Raw genomic sequence first — 18,758 nt, 5'->3', positions numbered from 1 at the left:
GGCCTACAAAGTAATACCTCATCATATTGGACCAAAAATACGCTAATTAAAAATTACGTAGATACTTAGTAGACCAGCTTGCTACCTCTGTTGCTATTAGCAATAATAAACGCATTAAAAAACCCATGTTCTCAAACACCACCTTTTATTATTTTTATAGTCTATGCGTTTAAGGATCATATTTGTTTAAACTCCCTATTACTAACATCGCGCTTATAATTGTATGCAGCGGATCTATTATCGGACCTCTCGGCATGGCCGGCGTCAACATAGCTATTCCAAATCTTGCCGAGGATTTACAAGCAAGCGCTAAAATGATTGGTTGGATGCCGACCCTTTACTTACTTAGTAGCGTGATATTTATGCTGCCTTGCGGGAAAATAGCCGATAACTATGGTCGAAAACGAGTATATGCATTTGGTTTAGGCCTAAATGCACTAGCATCACTGATGTGTGCTATTGCGTCATCAATTGAATGGGTACTTTTTTGGCGTTTTGTACAAGGCGCTGCAGGTGCCATGATTTTTGGTATTGGTGTTGCAATTATTACTTCTATTACGCCAAATAATAAAAGAGGCATGGCACTGGGCACCTCTGCAGCGTGTGTGTATATAGGCTTAAGTGCAGCCCCTGCAATAGGCGGTTGGCTCACCGAAATATGGGGATGGCGGGCTGTATTTTACTCTCAAATTCCGCTTGTCCTTCTGCTACTACTTGCTATTAAACTTTTTTTACATGGTGAGTGGAAAAACGATAAAAAATCCTCGTTTGACTGGTGGGGTACTGCGCTTTTCTCACTCTTTGCAATATGTTTAGTATTAGGACTCAGTGATTTACCCACTATGACTGGATGGGGTTTAACATTACTTTCGGTAATAAGCTTAGGATTATTTATTATTCACCAAAGTAAAAGCAGGCGACCACTAATCAGAGTACAAATGTTCTTAGAAAGCAGAGTATTTAGCTTATCGCTGTCTACATCGTTTTTAATGTACGCCAGTAATTTTTCATTGGCTTTTTTGTTAAGCTTATATCTGCAGTATATTAAAGGGTTAAGTCCTTCTCATGCTGGCCAAATCGTGTTACTGCAAGCGGTTTCTATGGCCATTATGGCACCATTGTCCGGTAAACTTTCAGATAAATTACAGCCACGCATAATAGCTACATTTGGCTGTATAATTGTTATGGTCAGCTTTTTTTTACTATCACTGTTATCTATGGACTCAAGTATCACATACATTAGTGGCTCACTGTTATTGTTAGGTATTGGCTTTGGCTTATTCTCAACGCCTAACAATAATGCAATTATGGGTGCTGTAGATAAGAATGAGTTAGGCGTAGCCTCTTCTTCCATGAATTTATCACGAACAATTGGTAATTTATTTGGAATGAGCTTGGTAAATTTAATTGTGCATTATTACTTAGGGGACAGCACGTTTTCAGCGCAACATAGTCATGCTTTAATGAGTACAATTTCACTCGCGTTTAACGTGTCTTTAGGCTTTGTAATTCTAGCAAGCTGTATCTCGGCATTTCGTGGGAAAGCCTAAATTATGCGTTGCTGATACGGGTTACACGTATAAAAGTAATTATAAATCGTTTTATACGTGTAAGTGTATTTATAAATCGAGTGTTATGGACCCTGTTTTTGCTCTTGAACAACACGGCATAATCAACTTGCCTTGTGCTTTTTCTTTGTCTGTTAAAAAAACATCGCGATGTTCCGGATTGCCTTCCACTACACCAGTTTGGCAAGTGCCACAAACTCCTGATTCACACGCAACTGGTATAAATATCCCATTAACCTCTAGCACTTGAGAGATAGACTGCCCTTCGCCTACAGTAAACTGTTTACCTGAGCTAGCAATTTTTATAGTGAATGACGTGTCTTCTGAAATATTTTCAGCAACCACTGGTGCGGCGAAGTACTCTCGATGCAATCTCTCCTCAGACCAACCCAGCAAACGAGCATGATTTAATACATATGTTAAAAACTCAGCAGGGCCACATATATACAAGTCAGTATCATGAATATGCTCACTTAGCACCTGTTCTACATCCATACGACCCGATTGCAATTCTTGGCTAAAGTGAAACGCTATTTTATCGCTAAACGACCCTAATTTTAATGCTTCAACAAATGCTGCAGTTTCAGAAGATTTAGCGCAATAGTGAAATGCGAAAGGTGTCCCTAAACTATGTAATGTTTGAGCCATCGTTAATAATGGCGTAACCCCTATTCCACCTGCAATCAGTAATGTATTTTTCTTTGGATTCAGCAATGAAAAGTGATTTTTAGGTTCACTTACTTCGACTCTATCGCCTATTTGTAGGCTATGTACCTCTGCTGATCCACCACGAGATTGAGGATCTTTTAATACTGCAATTTCGTAGTAACGTGGGTCGCACTGTAACCGACATAGAGAATATTGACGAAGCAAACCATTTGGTAGCTTTATATCAATATGTGCACCTGCCTCAAATGGGGGCAAATCCTCATTGTCAGCGCATCCAAGTACGAGCCTAACAACCGCCTTTGCTTCAACGACCACATTTTTAACAATAACTGAAATCATCCTAATTCCCTTTGTTAAAATGTTACTGATTGGAGCGGTAGCTCGTCTGTAGATATATTTTTCGCATTTATTTCTTTATCGATTAAACGCTCAATGATACGTCGCGACTGAACACCACCGGCATCTATATCAAGCTTTAAAAGATCAAATTGCGGGAAACTCTTCAGATTTTGCTGCTGACGTTCTAATACCTCTAAATCTTCTTGGAAAATACTGCCTTGCCCTTCTCTAATTTTATCAGTTAATGTAACGTCTTGAGCATTAAAGTTACGTGCCATCCCCCAAAAGTACCACATCGTATTTTCAGTCTCAGGAGTAATAAAATCAACCACTGTACTGCTCGCTTTTTTATTCTTTGGTGCATCAAAACCACCATAACCAGCATGTGCTACACCCACATCAATCATTACATGTGATGGCGGCATAAAGCGACAAATTTGCCAACGGTCTACTGGTGTATCCGATGCAAGCCCATTACCCTCCAGAGCAGTTCGCCAAAATGGCGGTGCCATAATATTTTCCATATAACGGCGACAAAAAACTTTATCGCCTTCTACTTCAGTTTGCACCGGAGACTCATCAATTTCTTTTTGGCCTATACTACTAGCATGAACGTAGGTTTCATGTGTTAAGTCCATTAGATTATCGATCATTAAACGATAGTCGCATTTTATATGATACAACCCCCCCCCATAGGCCCAAGTATCATCTTCAGCCCAAGGTAAGTGTGGGATAAGATCTGTATTTGCAGCCTCTTTATCACCAGGCCAAACCCAGATAAAGCCAAAGCGCTCCTCAACTGCAAATGACTTCATACACGGAAATCTCTGCACACGTTGCAGCGGCATTTCTTTTGTTTTACCGTCCTCACCCATTTTTAGACCATGATAGCCGCATACAAGCAAGCCGTCCTCAACATATCCTAAAGATAAAGCTGCGCCACGGTGTGGACAAAAATCTAGCACCGCAGCTACTTTTCCATCCGCCTGACGATAAAAAGCAATACTTTGATCACACACTTTTCGGCCGAGTGGTTTATTGTGATTGATTTCATCACTCATTGCCGCCACATACCATGTATTTTTAATAAAGGTCTGCTTAGCCATACCTTGATCTCCTGTTGTGTTTTTGTTGTCATTGGATCCAATATAAACTAATAATCCAGATAAATAAAACAAACATGCGTAAATTGGATCCATATAATTTTCTTTTTTGCACTTTTAGTCACGCTTTAGTTGTAAATTCACACTATTTCAATGACTATATGCAGTGTAGATTCCTAATTGGATCCAGTTTAAAAAGTAATTGAGGTAATTTTTTATGACTAAGTCAGGCCAAAATGCAGTAACCACATTGCGACAAATGATTTTAACTGGAGCACTAAAAACCGGAGAAAGGCTCGTTGAAATTGCTACTTCTGAACGTCTAGGTGTTTCAAGAACGCCTGTAAGAATTGCATTTAGAACACTTGAACAAGAAGGTTTGTTGACCAAACTTCCTAGGCGTGGCTACGAAGTCCGCTCAGTTTCACCAATTGAAATTGAAGGCGCTATTGAAGTAAGAGGAGTATTAGAGGGCCTAGCTGCTCGACAAGCTGCTGAAAACGGCCTTAACGAAGAACAAAAACATGAAATACAATCCCTTCTTGCTTGTGGTGATTTATTATTTGAAGGGGCCGAACTAACTGAAGATGACTTAGCAACCTACCATGATATGAACCGCCGTTTTCATCTACTAATTATTGAAGCGTCGGGTAACTTGGCTATCCAGGCTGCACTATCTAAAAATGAGCACCTACCATTTGCCTCGGTAAGCGCGCTTGCCATCGACAAAAATAATATGCAAAAAGAGTTTAAACGCTTTGCATTTGCACATCAGCAACATCACCACGTATTTCATGCAATGCTTTCTCGCCAAGGTGCTCGTGCTGAAGGAATTATGCGTGAGCATGCACAAGCAACACTCGGTTACGATCGAAACTATCACCGAACAGAGCTTAAAAACAAACTCACAGTTATTTCGCACGCAAATAAATAACATGCACAGAAGTGTTACTCACTCTTACATATTGAGGGAGCCATATTCTATAAGATATAAAGCTTGCTAATGAAGGAGGCCTTTAAATATTAAAACTTATTAAGCCTTTGTGCGCTCACGCGAGACCAACATAGCAATGCCCATACCACCACCAATACAAAGTGTTGCTAACCCTTTTGTTTTATTAGCTCGCTGCATTTGATATATCAGCGAGACTAAAATACGACAACCTGAAGCTCCAATTGGATGACCAAGTGCAACCGCCCCTCCGTTAACATTTACTTTATTGCTATCTAGCCCCAGCGCAGTATTTACATACAAAGCTTGAGCCGAAAATGCCTCATTAGCTTCAATTAAATCAATCTCATGCACTTGCCAGCCCGCTTTTTTACACACAGCCTGCGTGGCCGCTATTGGGCCAGTGCCCATGTAAAGCGGCTCAACACCTTCGCAAGCGGTAGCTTCAATTACAGCTAAAATAGGTAAGTTTAACTTTTTTGCATACTCGTCTGTAGTAACCACCACCATCGCTGCGCCGTCGTTAATAGTCGAACTATTTCCAGCAGTAACTGAACCGTCTTTTTTGAACGCAGGCCTAAGCTTACTAAGGTTTATAATTTGTGTATCAGCTTTTACTGATTCATCAACATCAAAACTCTTGATATCGCCTCCACGTTTTGCAATATAAATAGGGGCAATTTCATCTTTGAATAAACCACTGCTAATAGCATTTGCTGCTTTTTGCTGTGAATGAACTGCAAATTCATCTTGTTCCGCTCTAGAAACAGCAAATTTTTCAGCTATATTTTCAGCTGTAATTCCCATATGTATATTTTCGCGACTATCCCACAAACCATCTTTTATCAGGCTATCAACCAAAGATAAGTCACCTAATTTTTTAGGTACTCTATTATTGGGTAATACGTGCGCCGCCTGAGACATACTTTCTTGCCCACCAGCAACCACCATTTTAGCATCACCGCAAAGAACTGATTGCGCAGCCAATTGCACCGCTTTTAGTCCTGAGCCACATACGTGATTAATAGTAAAAGCAGACACATTAATAGGTAGTCCGGCATTAAGTGCTGTCTGCCTTGCTGGATTTTGGCCACAACCAGCTGTTAGCACCTGCCCTAAAATCACCTCCTCAATGTGTGGCTTTACTTGCGGTGTTTCATCAAGAACGGTTTTAAGTAACTGACTACCTATTTCAATAGCTGATAGGCTTGATAAACTTTGTCCAAAACCACCAATTGCGGTTCTTTTTGCAGCAACAATAACAGCCTTCATGCTACCACCTCGGGCAAGTCCATTTCGGGTACATGCTCAGGAATAACAAGCTCACCTGCTGTTAACCGTTGAATATCTTCTACCGAGACATTCGGCGCCCTTTCTAACAAATGAAATTTACCGTCTTTAATTTCCATAAAAGCGAGATCAGTTAGCACTTTTTTAATACAGCCCTTACCAGTTAGTGGCAGTGTACAATTTGCTAATAACTTTGATTCACCATGCTTTGATGCATGGGTCATAGTGACAATAATGTTATCGGCACCCGCCACTAAGTCCATAGCACCTCCCATTCCTTTAATTAACTTCCCGGGGATCATGTAAGACGCAATATTACCATTCACATCTACTTCAAAGGCACCTAATACGGTTAAATCAACATGCCCGCCACGGATCATGGCAAACGACTCTGCACTATCAAAAACAGAGGCGCCGGTTGCCATAGTCACCGTTTGTTTGCCGGCATTAATTAAATCAGCATCAATTTCTTGCTCTGTTGGAAATTGACCCATGCCTAATAAGCCATTTTCAGATTGAAGCATTACTTCAATACCTTCAGGGACATAGTTAGCAACAAGCGTCGGAATACCAATGCCTAAGTTAACGTAATATCCATCTTGTAGTTCTTGCGCAACACGCATTGCTAATTGCTCTCGGGATAAAGCCATTTTTACACTCCTAAAACTTGTGAAGCACGAGTTGTGCGTTGTTCTATACGTTTTTCAAATGAACCTTTAATAACCCGATCCACATATATCCCAGGGGTATGAATTTCATCGGGATCTAATTGCCCTGCTTCAACAATTTCTTCAACTTCAACAACCGTAACTGTGCCAGCTGTTGCAACTAAAGGATTAAAATTACGTGCTGTTTTTCGATAAACTAAATTACCATATGTATCAGCTTTCCAAGCTTTAACAATGGCAAAATCACCTTTAATCGACTCTTCTAAGATGTAAGTTTTACCATTAAAGTTACGTTCTTCTTTTCCTTGTGCAACTGGAGTTCCATAACCCGTTGCGGTGAAAAAGGCAGGAATACCGGCACCACCGGCACGCATTTTTTCGGCTAATGTACCTTGAGGTGTCAATTCAACATCCAGTTCACCAGACATCATTTGTCGCTCAAACTCTGCATTTTCACCAACATAAGACGCAATGATCTTTTTGATTTGTCGTTTTGCTAGCAGCAACCCTAAACCAAAGTCATCAACACCACAGTTATTCGACACAAGCGTTAACCCCTTAGTACCTTTTTTTTGTATTTCCTTAATTAAATTCTCTGGTATACCGCATAAGCCAAAGCCACCAGCTAAAACGGTCATACCGTCTTCAAGTCCTTCAAGCGCTTGAGAATACGTAATTACTACTTTATTAAATCCAGCCATTGTTTAAGTCCAAATTAAGAATGTGTTTATTAGTTTGACAACAAAGCAAGATATAGTTAATTTTATAATTATGTTTTATTAATTAGTTTTTCTTATAAATGAATATAAAACAATTGAAGGCATTTACGCAGGTGGCTTCCAGCCTAAGTTTTGTAGAAGCCGCAGCTAAATTACACTTATCGCAACCCGCGCTTAGTTTAAGTATCAAAAATTTAGAAGAGAGCTTGGGCGGTAAATTATTAACTCGCACAACACGTACATTAGTACTCACCCAAGAAGGTAAAGCATTTTTACCTGTCGCTAAAAACTTATTAAACCAAATAGACGCTGCAGAACGAGAGATGAAAAAGCGATTTGCACTGGATCTTGGGCATACATCTATCGCAGCCATGCCCTCTTTTGCCAGTTCAATTTTGCCAAAAATAATTAAGCGTTTTCATACAAAGTACCCAAACATAAAACTCTCAGTGGACGATGTCTTATCTGATACGGTTATTGACTTGGTAAATGCTGACTTGGTGGAACTCGGTATTTCATTTGAGCCTAAACATAATGGTGACTTAGTATTTCATCCGCTGTATAACGATCAATTTATTGTGGTTTTACCTCAATTTCATCCGCTTGCTAAGTGCCATAGTATTAGTTGGTCGGAGCTACTAAAGTTTGAGTTAATTACTCTGCAAAGTCCCTCTTCTGTCAGAGAGCTAATTGAAGACACTCTCTCGCAGCATAACATTGCACTCAACCCTGCATTTGATGCGCACCAGTTAGCGACTGTTATAAGGATGGTGAGTAATGATTTAGGAGTGGCTGTTGTACCTGCACTTTGCAAAGAGCAAGCATTAGAAGCAGGCGTAATATGCAGAGAAATAAATTCCCCTATTATTGCAAGACGTGTAGGCGTTATTTCTAAACCTATCACGTCTTTATCTATCGCGGCTAAATCAATGCTTGAAACAATTAAGCTCTATTCATTGGAGTTAAGAGATTGAATTTAGGCCCATTGAATGTTCAAACAGGTGCCTTATTTGTATCATCACACTTTAAATCTCTTGCACCTTTACTTTTTAGTGCAGCGACCAGCGATGCAATTGCACAACAAATAGCAATTAGCACAAGCACAGCACTCAAAGAGTCCAATGTTTTTTGAAGTAAAGTTACAACAATAGGTGCTGTAAACTGACCTAAAAAGAACATACCCGTCCACATCCCAGTTCCTTTACCACGTACATTTTCAGGGAGTAGCTTTAATACCCATGTTAAAGTCGTTGGTAATAAAGAGCCAAAACCCAAGCAACCAATAAAAATAGCTATTGATGAAATTACAATTGAAGAAGACACTGCTGTTGCAAAGTAACCAAAGGCACTTAAACCAAAACCAACACATAATAAAAGTGGCCCTGAGATATGCTTAATTTTTCCGTAACAAAATGCACCTAATGCAACACCTATATTTGCTAAAGCTCCTATTCCGCCAATAATAGCGGGCGTCACTGCCTGACTAATCGACAGTACTTCACCTAGTTTTACAATCATAGAATAAAAAATAATACCAACAAATAGTGTTATAAATAATAGAGGCAGTACTTTTTTTACAGGGAATCCCGTGAGTTGTTTGTCCTCATTTGCTCTTACTTTAGGTTCAAATAAGTTTAAAGCAACCAGCAAAGCAACAGGCAAGGCAAGTAAGTATAAAACAAATGGGCCTCTTGAACCCAATACTTCACCCAACATACCGCCAAGTGCAATGAGAAAAATAGCACTTAAGCTCACTGACGCTATTTGTATAGAAATCCATTTTTGTCTTTCTTTTCCTATGAAGTAGTCAGCAATTAATGCGGTAGCAATTGTCATAATAACCGCTTCTGTAATACCTAAAAAAATACGAGATACTATTATATGAGATAAACTTTCCAAGAAATAAGGTAATACCCCAACAGCGCTGTATATTAACAGAGCAAAAATAAGGAGCGACTTCCTGCCAAACTTATCAGAAAGAGAACCCGCAATTGGAGAGAATACAGCAACACAGAGTGCAGGAATAGTCATAGCAATAGGCACTAAAACCTCATAACCACTAATATGCTTAAACTCTTCAAGTAACATAGGCAGCACAGGAACAAGGGAGATGACTGCCATAACAGGCATAATAGCCGCTAAAATTAAAATAATACCGTGTTTAGTAGAAGCCACAGTGGGCGAGATAGTATTCATAAAAACTTCCTTTAATTATTGTGTGTTTTGCTTAGTGTGTTGTCGGGTCATTAAATACAAACCCGAAGGCTCCACTATGTGTTGAAAGTTTCCAATTGTAGAATTTAATATTTAGATAGAATGTATCACGTAAATAAATAGTTAATTGCAATTACCTTTTTTATCACCTTTCCTCGCTAGAGTGCCTAGTTCTCTCATGTATCTATGAAATAGGTAACTTCAATCATAAAAATCAATTAACTTGATATGCAGTTTTTACTTTATCTTTACTTTTGCGTTGCACACACATCGCAATCTCGTCACTTGTATTAACAAGTTATTAGTAAAACGCTTTTACACACACAATTATAAGGATAGAACTATGAACAAATCGTATTTACGTTCATGTATTCTGACTGCATGTTTAGCACCTTTAGCTATTTCGGCTCAAACTGCCGAAAAAACTACAGAACCTAAAGCAGATAGTGGTATTGAGTTAATAACGGTTACAGCACTTAGAAAAACAGAAAGTTTACAAGATGTGGCTGTACCTATTGATGCCGCAACAGGTAAAGAACTATCACGCATCGGTGTTACCGATGCAACAGGGCTTAATAAAATATCACCTGCACTCAATGTTGTATCTGGTGGCGGCTCTAATACTGTATTTTTTGTCAGAGGCGTTGGTAACTTTGCTGTAAATGCATACACAGATGCTGCTTTAGCATTTAACGTAGACGGTGTATTTTTAGGGCGCCCAACAGCCACAACGGCATCATTTTTAGATGTAGAACGTATAGAGGTTTTAAAGGGACCTCAGGGCACTCTTTATGGCCGAAATGCAACAGCGGGTGCGATCAATGTTATTTCAACAAAACCTGAACTTGGTGAGACATTTGGCAATATTTCTATTGGTGCTGCTAACTATGGAACAATAACAGCTTCTGGTGCTGTCAATTTACCAATAAGCGATGACTGGGCAGCTCGTTTTGCGATTGGCAAAACTAAAAATGACGGCTACAACGATGATGGTACAGCGGCAACAGATGATACCGCATTCCGCGCACGTTTATTTGGTGAGTTTTCAGAAGATGTAAACCTTACCGTCACTGCAGATTACTCAACAACAAAAGGCAATGGTAATTCACCTTCATTTGAAGGTAGTTACGGATTCCCACTCCAAGGAAGTAATAACCACCCAAAAAATATTCCAGGTTACAACTTCAATCCTGCTCCAGATAACGTATCAGCTCCTCATACAGGCCCAGGTACACCAGCTGCAGTTGAATACTACACAGGCCAAATAACCTCGCCAGCATTTACTTCTATCACTCCCCTATATGACCCTTATATAGACAACGAGTATATGGGGGTGTCGGCAGAGTTAAACGTTGCAACATCATTGGGTGATCTAACAATTATTCCGGCTTATAGAGAGAATACGGTTGACGTTTTATTTAATAATCCCGCTTTCCAAGCAGCTATTAATCAAGAAAACCACCAGCAATCTAGTTTAGAAGCTCGTTTCTCTACAACCGTAGGGGCGCTTGATTTAATTATGGGTGGCTTTTACTTTGATGAAAAAGTTGATGGTCTAGCCTCATTTAACCAATACAGCTTGCAATCAACGCAAGATATTGAAAACTCCAGTACAAAGTCAACCGCGTTTTTTGTTCATGGTAAATATCACATCTCTGATGATCTTAGACTCGTTGGTGCTGTGCGTTGGACCAAAGATAAAAAAGAATTTAAGGGACAAGCGGATGTATTTCTAAATTTATGTATTAGAGATTTACCAGCCTACCCTGGCGGACCAGAAATCCCTAATTGTGACGGTGCGCCAGTTATTCCTGTTGGTGCAACTGTTGCAGAAACAATTGCATCTATTGATCCAGCGGATTTGCCAGAGGGAGCTCCTATAGCTAATCGAGGTCCTGTTCCGTATGGCCAAATTCCGTTGTTTCCTGGTGCGCCAGATAACCTGCGTGCAAACTTGCTTTTCATTAACCAAACACAAATTGACCGTGTTCAAGAAAATGACGAAATAACGTATCGAGCAGCAATAGAATACGATATTGCTGATAGTAATTTACTCTACACTAGTTACGAAACAGGCTATCGTTCAGGAGGGTTTAGTCCAACAGCAGGTCGTGAAGAGTTTTTACCTGAGTATATAAATGCATGGACATTTGGTTCTAAAAATAGATTTTTAGATAATTATTTACAAATCAATGCTGAGGCATTTATTTGGGATTATGAAGATCAACAGGCAAGTCACTTTGGTATTGATGGTAATGGTAATTCTGCATTCTTTACTGAAAATATAGGTCAATCAAGTATTAAAGGCGTTGAAGTTGATATTCTTTATCAACTGACTGAAGCAACACGAATCAAAGGTAATATTCAATACCTAAAAAATGAGATTGAAGAGTTTAGTTACCTTCAAAAAACGCCAGACGAAGCTGTAAATGTTGTGACTGGTTGTGACACAACGGTAATAAGCATGACTGATGGGGAGCCCACATATAATGTCAACTGTTCAGGTAAGGAAGGCAGAAACTCGCCATCACTTTCTTTAACTGCAAGTATTAACCATTACTTAGAGTTTAATAATGGTTATTCGGCATCGGTGTCTTTTGATGCTCGTTACCGCGACGAACGTTGGGTTGGCTTTGACTTCTTACCATCACAGCGTGCTGAAGATGTTATTACCTTAGACACTTCTATGCAATTATTTTCAGCAAATGATAAGTGGTCAATTCTCGCATATGTGAGAAACATAACTGACGAAGAGATAAAAGCAACATCACAGTTATTTGCAAATGGTGGCAACACCATGGTATCAACCTATGAAAAACCAAGAACATACGGCATTACATTTAAATATGACTTCTATTAAGAGAGCACACACAATGAAAAAAAGTAGTATTTTATTTAATTTATTTCTATCTATAGGCTGTTTAGCATTTACGTTTAACGGTAACGCAAGCGAAACAAAAAATGAGTGGATAACTCTAGGTACGATGGCAGGCCCTATTCCTAATGCAAAACACTCTCAACCAGCTAATGCGATGCTTGTTAATGGTAATACCTATTTAGTAGATGCGGGTGATGGAACTGCAGGGCAATTAGCAAAAGCAGGACTTAATATAAAGGATGTGGATGCTATATTTTTAAGTCACCTTCACTTTGATCACACAGGTGGTTTGCCTGCAATTATTAGCTTAAGGTGGCAAACAAGTGCTAATAATGAGCTTGTTATATATGGCCCGCCAGGTACTCAGCAAACCGTTGATGGTATTTTTAAATACATGACTTACGGTGCATTAGGTCATTATGGTGTTCCTGGTCAAGTTCCAGCTCCTGCAAATAACAATATTAAAGTAATTGAGGTTCAAGATGGCTCAGATATTAAATTTGATGACTTTACCCTAAATGTAATTAGAAACACTCATTATAGCTGGCCAAAAGGCAGTGACGAATGGAACAAGTTTCAAGCTTTATCGTTTAAGTTTACACTGGATGATGGTTATACTGCTGTTTACACTGGTGACACGGGCCCTAGTAAGGCCGTAGAAAAACTCGCAAACGGCGTTGATTTATTAGTTAGTGAGATGATGGATATTGATCATACCGTTAATCAAATTAAGAAAACGAATCCTCGTATGCCAGAGAAAAAATTTAAAGGTATTCATAGGCACCTTTCAAAGCATCACTTATCTCCTCAGCAGGTCGGTGAGCTGGCTAAAGCAGCAGACGTAAAAAAACTCGTCATTACTCATATGGCGCCAGGGTTAGATACTTCAGAGGAAATCGACTTTTATACCAAGCAAGTGCAAGGTGAATACAAAGGGACGATATCAATAGCTCAAGATTTGAATCGGTATGAATTAAAGCACTGACCTAATTATATAAAACTATAAGTCGCCTATTAAGGCGACTTTTTTATAAGTTTTGTGCAGTAGAAATTACTTTTTCTCTTAACCACCGGTGTATAGGGTCGTTATTAAGTGTAGGGTGCCACATCATTGATTCAACTAAAAGGGGTGTATCAAAGGGAAATGAAACGACCTTTAAACCATGCTTTTGTGCGTGTATATTGGCAAACTTTTTGGGTAAAATAGCTACGCGTTGAGTCCCCTTCAAAGTATAAATCATAGTAGAAAAGTCATTTGTAATAATATCAACTTTTCGACTTCCTCCCATCGTCTCCGTTAACCATGTTTCAATACTTAAATGACTTGTTCGTGCAAAACCTACCGACACATGCCCCATACTGCCAACTTGTTCAGCTGAAATTACATCACCAGCAACTAACTTGTTATCCATATCGACTACACATGCAAGTTCATCAACCATAAGTAATGAACTAGGGTAACCATCAAGCATTACCGATTCCGGTGCTATAAATAAATCGGCTCCTCCTTTGGTAAGTATATTAACTTCATGCGAAAACGGCGATAAAAACTCAAACGTCAATAATGGAGCTAACGTAGCAAGCTCGGTTAAAATACTAGAAAACAGAACTTGAATAACATAATCCGATGCAACAATTTTGAAATGACGTTCACTTTTTAATGGATCATTAAATCGCTTACCAATAATCCCGCCTCTAATGGTTGTCAGTACTTCAGTAATTGGTACTTGAACTTCAAGCGCAAAAGGGGTCGGTTGCATAGTTTTACCAACTTGCACCAACAAGTCATCCTCGAAAAAGGCACGTGCTCTACCCAAAATACTGCTCATAGCAGACTGCGATAAATGCAGTCTCTTAGCGCTTTTGGTTATGTTTTTTTCTTCTAGTAAAACATCTAATGCAACCAGTAAATTTAAATCTAAATGCTCAAATCTCATAACATTGGCCCACTGCTGATTTTTAAATTTTGATTATTTTTAAGTATTAAAATTATTGATACAACCTATCTAAACATTCAATTTCATCAATTGCAAATGAAGTATTAATATGACTTAAACCAAAGTTTAACAACATCTGCGGACACACAATGAAATTTGCAACAATTAATAATTCAAAACCAGATGGTCAGCTTGTATTAGTCTCAAAGGATCTAACTGACTACGTAGACATTAGCGACCTAGCCGGCACGCTCCAAGAGGCACTAGATTTATGGCCTGCTATACAAGATAAGCTTTTACTTCGCTACGAGGCACTTAACGCACTTGAGCTAACAGGCATTAATAAAGTGTGTAACACTCAATTAATGGCCCCTTTACCACGTAGTTGGCAATGGTTAGACGGTTCACTTTTTTTAAATCATGGCGTGTTGATGCAGCAAGCATTTCATCTGGACCCAATCGAAGATGCTGATATTTATCCACTTGTTTATCAAGGTGCTGGCGATAGCTTTCTTAGCGCTAATGATAAAATTGCAGCTCCAAGTAACGAAGTTGGTCTTGATTTTGAGGGCGAATTTGGCGTGATGGTCGGTGACATTCCAATGGGGAGTAGTCCAGAGTTTGCACTTGAGAAAATACGTCTAATAGTCATGCTTAACGACATCAGCTATCGCGCACTCGGGCCAAGAGAAATGAAAACAGGTTTTGGCTTTGTACAAGCTAAAGGCCCTACCAGCTTCGCACCATTTGCTATTACCCCTGATGAGCTTGGTGAAAACTGGCGTAATGGTCGTATTTCACTGCCACTAGAAGTTTACCGTAACGACAAATGGTTTGGTGCGCCTGATGGCACAGAGATGTTTTTTGGTTTTCATGAATTAATTGCCCATGTCGCTAAAACTCGCCCTATTAAAGCGGGCACCGTGTTTGGCTCAGGTACTGTTTCTAACGCAGATATTAGTAAAGGACAAGCCTGTATCTCAGAGCTACGTGCTAAGGAAATGATTGCCACAGGCAAACCACAAACAGACTTTTTACAATCTGGCGAAACAGTTCATATGCGAGTACTAGATTCGCAGGGCAAGTCAATATTTGGAGATATAAAACAAGAAGCCATAATGGAGAATACACATGTTTAATCCATCACAATACACATTAATCGATTTATCGGTAACGCTTGAGAATAACCCCTATACCGATCCACCGCCATTATTACCAAAAATCGAGTATACCGACCACCAACAAGGTTGGCCAGAAATGTCATCAATGTTCCCTGGTTTAAAAAAAGATCAACTCCCAGGGAATGAATCGTGGGCGGCTGAACGTTTAGAGATCACCACTCATAGTGGCACTCACATGGACGCACCATGGCACTATGCCTCTACCACAGATGGTGGAAAACCAGCCTTTGGTATTGATGAGTTGCCCTTGGAGTGGTGTTTTCAACGCGGTGTTAAATTAGATTTTAGAGATTTCCCTGATGGTTATGTAATTACTGCCCTAGACGTTGAAAAAGAGCTAGCCCGAATTAATCACACCTTATCGCCGTTAGACATCGTTTTAGTCAATACCCGTGCAGGCTCTGTTTACGGTAAGCCTGGTTACCTTGATGCTGGTGTTGGTATGGGCCGCGAAGCCACCTTGTATCTTTTAGAGCGCGGTATAAAAGTTGTGGGTACCGACGCTTGGAGCTGGGATGCTCCTTTTAAATTCACTAAACAACGTTTCGAAGAAAGCGGCGACCCATCAATCATTTGGGAAGGCCATAAAGCGGGTCGCGACATTGGTTATGGGCAAATGGAAAAGCTAGCAAACTTAGCATCACTACCAAGTAGTGGTTTTTTAGTTTCATGTTTTCCTTACAAAATTAAACATGCCTCAGCAGGTTTTGTCAGAGCTGTCGCATTTCTAGAAAAGTAGTTGAGCACAACACATTAATTTATTAAGAGGTTATTATGTTTAAGTATTTCCCGACGAATTATGTATGGAATTTATCAGTAAATTTAGCTATCGAAATGGGCGCTCGCATTGGCGAAATCGAAGAAATGTGTGGCCCTTTACAAGAGGCTGCAAAATCACCAGATAAAGAAGGCGTTCAAGCATTTAGAGACACGTGGGCTAAAATGGCCGATAAACTATGTGGTCTTGCTGAAGAAGATCTAGAACGTGGCAGACTGCTTTCTGCAGGGTACAAATATAATCGCGCTGCAACCTACCTTATAACCTGTGAACGCATTCAAGCACATGGCGCCTCGGGAAGAACAGAGCTGTATAAACGTTCACTTTCGCTTTTTCAAAAATCAATCGAACTGGGTCACGAAAACTGTGAACGCGTGGAAATTCCTTATGAAGGCAAACACCTTAGTGCTCTTTATGTCAAAGCCAAAGGCGTTAAAGGCCCTGCCCCTATTCTTATACAAATAAACGGCCTAGATTCATCAAAGGAAATGAAATATCGCGTTGGTTTACCACAATGGTTAGCAGAACGTGGCGTTTCATCACTTGTTTTAGACCAACCAGGTACAGGTGAAGCGTTAAAGCTACAAGACTTCCATGCTCGTTTTGACACTGAGCATTGGGCAAGTGTTGTTGTTGATTGGTTAGAACAACATGATGAAGTAGATAGCAAGCTAATTGGCATGGAAGGTGTCTCTTTAGGTGGCTATTACTGCCCTCGTGCGGTAGCGAATGAACCGAGACTTGCCCTAGGCTGTGTATGGGGTGCAAACCACGATTGGCGTGACGTTCAAAAACGTCGCTTAGAAAAAGAAGGTGACTTCCCTGTACCTCATTACTGGGCACATGTGCAATGGGTTTGGGGTGCAAAAAATATGGATGATTTCATGGAAATTGCTGAAAACGTCCACCTTGATGGTCAAATTGAAAAAATTAAAGTGCCATTTTTAGTCACTCACGGCGCTAAAGATTCGCAAATTCCACTTAAATGGGCCGAGCGCACCTTTGAGCAACTAGTCAATAGCCCTAAGCGTGAGCTAAAAATCTTTACAGAACGAGAAGGTGGTGTACAGCACTCTAGCTTCGACAACAGTTCAAACGCGGGTCAGTACATAGCTGATTGGGTAGCTGAAACATTTAACGAATTAAAAAAACAATAAGGATCACACCATGAATATTATTGGCCCCGATACGCTTGTTTTTGGTGTTGAAGACACCGAGAGTTGTAAGCAGTTCGCACTAGATTATGGCTTAACACAAAAAACTGAAACACGATTTGTTGCTCTTGATGGCACAGGTATTGAAATTAAAAAAGCAGATGACAGCTCATTACCGAATCCTCTTGCTACTGGTTCAATGCTGCGTAAAACAATTTACGGTGTAAAAGATCAGCATACAATAGATGCTTTAAAAACAGAGCTTGAAAAAGACCGAACAGTAACAACTTTAGACGATGGCAGTATCGAATCTGTTGACGATTTAGGGTTTGTTATTGGTTTTCAAGTGACCATACGGCAATCGCTCGAGAATCTACCAGCAGAAAAAGTCAACGCGCCAGGGTGTGAAAACAACCGTGCTGTAAACAATATTGGTATTAATACAGACTTCAAGGCAAAGCCTCGTAGCCTTTCTCATGTTGTGTATTTTGTACCGGATGCCGTTAAAGCTGAAGCTTTTTACGCACAGCGTTTAGGCTTTATTACAACGGATCGTTTTACCCATGTAGGTCCTTTTATGCGCCCTGCCGGTACCAACGATCACCACACATTATTTTTTATAAATACCCCGCCACACATGCAAGGTATTGAGCATTTCACTTTTCATATGAGCGGACCAACAGAAGTTTCTCAGGCAGGTACTGCCTTAGTTAATAAAGGCTATCAAAGCTTTTGGGGGCCAGGTCGTCATATATTCGGATCAAACTGGTTTTGGTACTTCAAAAGTCCGTTTGGCTGCAACATTGAATATGATGCTGATATGGATTTACACGATGATGAATGGACTGCACGAGAAGCAATGCCGGGTGCTGATAATTCGCAAGCTTTCTTGCTGCAGTACCGCGAAAAGTGGGCACCAATGGGCCCACCTCCCGGTAAACCAGAGTAATCATGAGTAAAGTATTTATCGCCTATAAAAGCGATATTACAGAGGGTCAAGCTAAAGGCTTTGACCCTCTTAATCAAGGGCGCGACAGCCTCTTTATAGTTCATAAAAATGGGGAGTATTATGGCTATAAAGATATCTGTCCTCACTACGGTGATACCACATTACCTTGGAAAAAAGATAAATACTTAGATTCAAAAAGTGATCAAATAGTCTGTGCTGCTCACGGCGCTTTATTCGAAATTAGCACTGGTATTTGCACACAAGGGCCATGTAAAAATCAGGCCTTAACAAACATTGAATTAGATATTCACCAACACAATGAAATTTGGGTGGATATAACAACAATAAAGGAGTTCTAA

17 protein-coding genes are annotated in these 18,758 nt (G+C 39.9%); 10 read left to right on the top strand and 7 right to left on the bottom strand.

The genetic code is table 11. The features are described 5' to 3' along the window. The first annotated feature begins 197 nt into the window (after positions 1 to 197). On the top strand, positions 198 to 1,550 hold the full coding sequence (locus tag H5116_RS13540) for an MFS transporter (RefSeq protein WP_404936168.1): 1,353 nt from the start codon (positions 198 to 200) through the stop codon (positions 1,548 to 1,550). A 69-nt stretch (positions 1,551 to 1,619) separates the two neighbouring features. Here the strand turns inward: H5116_RS13540 and H5116_RS13535 are convergent, their stop codons facing one another. Both H5116_RS13535 and H5116_RS13530 read right to left on the bottom strand, forming a co-directional pair. Continuing rightward, on the bottom strand, positions 1,620 to 2,576 hold the full coding sequence (locus tag H5116_RS13535; protein ID WP_182716396.1) for a PDR/VanB family oxidoreductase: 957 nt from the start codon (positions 2,574 to 2,576) through the stop codon (positions 1,620 to 1,622). Between the two features lie 14 nt (positions 2,577 to 2,590). Further along, a complete protein-coding gene (locus tag H5116_RS13530; RefSeq protein WP_058429818.1) occupies positions 2,591 to 3,682 on the bottom strand; it encodes an aromatic ring-hydroxylating dioxygenase subunit alpha in 1,092 nt (363 codons plus the stop codon). 214 nt (positions 3,683 to 3,896) lie between these two features. Here H5116_RS13530 and H5116_RS13525 point away from each other — a divergent pair, with 214 nt between their 5' ends. After that, on the top strand, positions 3,897 to 4,613 hold the full coding sequence (locus tag H5116_RS13525) for a GntR family transcriptional regulator (RefSeq protein ID WP_182695750.1): 717 nt from the start codon (positions 3,897 to 3,899) through the stop codon (positions 4,611 to 4,613). 99 nt (positions 4,614 to 4,712) lie between these two features. Here the strand turns inward: H5116_RS13525 and H5116_RS13520 are convergent, their stop codons facing one another. From H5116_RS13520 to H5116_RS13510, 3 genes are read right to left on the bottom strand one after another with little or no spacing between them, the layout of a single operon-like run. Further along, positions 4,713 to 5,903, bottom strand: a complete 1,191-nt coding sequence (locus H5116_RS13520) for an acetyl-CoA C-acetyltransferase (RefSeq protein WP_182716395.1) — start codon at positions 5,901 to 5,903, stop codon at positions 4,713 to 4,715. Next, complete coding sequence (locus H5116_RS13515) at positions 5,900 to 6,571, bottom strand: 3-oxoacid CoA-transferase subunit B (protein WP_182716394.1); 672 nt, start codon at positions 6,569 to 6,571, stop codon at positions 5,900 to 5,902. Before H5116_RS13515 ends, H5116_RS13520 begins: the two co-directional genes overlap by 4 nt. Before the next feature lie 2 nt (positions 6,572 to 6,573). Further along, complete coding sequence (locus H5116_RS13510; protein ID WP_182695752.1) at positions 6,574 to 7,290, bottom strand: CoA transferase subunit A; 717 nt, start codon at positions 7,288 to 7,290, stop codon at positions 6,574 to 6,576. A gap of 98 nt (positions 7,291 to 7,388) precedes the next feature. Here H5116_RS13510 and H5116_RS13505 point away from each other — a divergent pair, with 98 nt between their 5' ends. Further along, the gene (locus H5116_RS13505) at positions 7,389 to 8,282 is read left to right on the top strand and encodes a LysR family transcriptional regulator (RefSeq protein ID WP_182716393.1); all 894 of its coding nucleotides are present in this window, start codon (positions 7,389 to 7,391) and stop codon (positions 8,280 to 8,282) included. 19 nt (positions 8,283 to 8,301) lie between these two features. On the opposite strand, the gene H5116_RS13500 is transcribed toward H5116_RS13505, so the two are convergent. Beyond that, positions 8,302 to 9,504, bottom strand: coding sequence for an MFS transporter (locus tag H5116_RS13500; RefSeq protein WP_154902995.1), 1,203 nt, complete (start codon positions 9,502 to 9,504; stop codon positions 8,302 to 8,304). 361 nt (positions 9,505 to 9,865) lie between these two features. Between H5116_RS13500 and H5116_RS13495 the strand changes: the two genes are divergently transcribed. After that, on the top strand, positions 9,866 to 12,382 hold the full coding sequence (locus tag H5116_RS13495; protein WP_154902994.1) for a TonB-dependent receptor: 2,517 nt from the start codon (positions 9,866 to 9,868) through the stop codon (positions 12,380 to 12,382). Positions 12,383 to 12,395: 13 nt separating this feature from the next. Beyond that, positions 12,396 to 13,385, top strand: coding sequence for an MBL fold metallo-hydrolase (locus H5116_RS13490; protein ID WP_182695754.1), 990 nt, complete (start codon positions 12,396 to 12,398; stop codon positions 13,383 to 13,385). 43 nt (positions 13,386 to 13,428) lie between these two features. Here H5116_RS13490 and H5116_RS13485 read toward each other — a convergent pair whose 3' ends face one another. Further along, entirely contained in the window at positions 13,429 to 14,337 is a 909-nt protein-coding gene (locus tag H5116_RS13485; protein ID WP_154902992.1) for a LysR family transcriptional regulator, read from the bottom strand. A gap of 149 nt (positions 14,338 to 14,486) precedes the next feature. Between H5116_RS13485 and H5116_RS13480 the strand changes: the two genes are divergently transcribed. Genes H5116_RS13480 through H5116_RS13460 form a run of 5 tightly spaced genes read left to right on the top strand, consistent with a single transcriptional unit; the run spans position 14,487 to position 18,758 of the window. Beyond that, entirely contained in the window at positions 14,487 to 15,476 is a 990-nt protein-coding gene (locus H5116_RS13480) for a fumarylacetoacetate hydrolase family protein (protein ID WP_182716392.1), read from the top strand. Further along, on the top strand, positions 15,469 to 16,257 hold the full coding sequence (locus H5116_RS13475) for a cyclase family protein (protein ID WP_154902990.1): 789 nt from the start codon (positions 15,469 to 15,471) through the stop codon (positions 16,255 to 16,257). Before H5116_RS13480 ends, H5116_RS13475 begins: the two co-directional genes overlap by 8 nt. Before the next feature lie 35 nt (positions 16,258 to 16,292). Continuing rightward, complete coding sequence (locus tag H5116_RS13470; RefSeq protein ID WP_154902989.1) at positions 16,293 to 17,453, top strand: S9 family peptidase; 1,161 nt, start codon at positions 16,293 to 16,295, stop codon at positions 17,451 to 17,453. Between the two features lie 10 nt (positions 17,454 to 17,463). Further along, positions 17,464 to 18,399 carry a VOC family protein gene (locus H5116_RS13465; RefSeq protein ID WP_154902988.1) on the top strand — a complete coding sequence of 312 codons (936 nt, stop codon included), beginning with the start codon at positions 17,464 to 17,466 and terminating at the stop codon, positions 18,397 to 18,399. 2 nt (positions 18,400 to 18,401) lie between these two features. Further along, positions 18,402 to 18,758 (top strand): Rieske (2Fe-2S) protein, encoded by a 357-nt coding sequence (locus H5116_RS13460; protein ID WP_182695759.1) that lies wholly within the window; start codon positions 18,402 to 18,404, stop codon positions 18,756 to 18,758.

Origin of the sequence: Pseudoalteromonas sp. SG45-2 (assembly GCF_014164115.1) — a bacterium.
Classification (GTDB): domain Bacteria; phylum Pseudomonadota; class Gammaproteobacteria; order Enterobacterales; family Alteromonadaceae; genus Pseudoalteromonas; species Pseudoalteromonas distincta.
The sequence above is the reverse complement of the archived record's forward strand: the minus strand, read 5'-3'. Positions and strand labels throughout refer to the sequence as shown.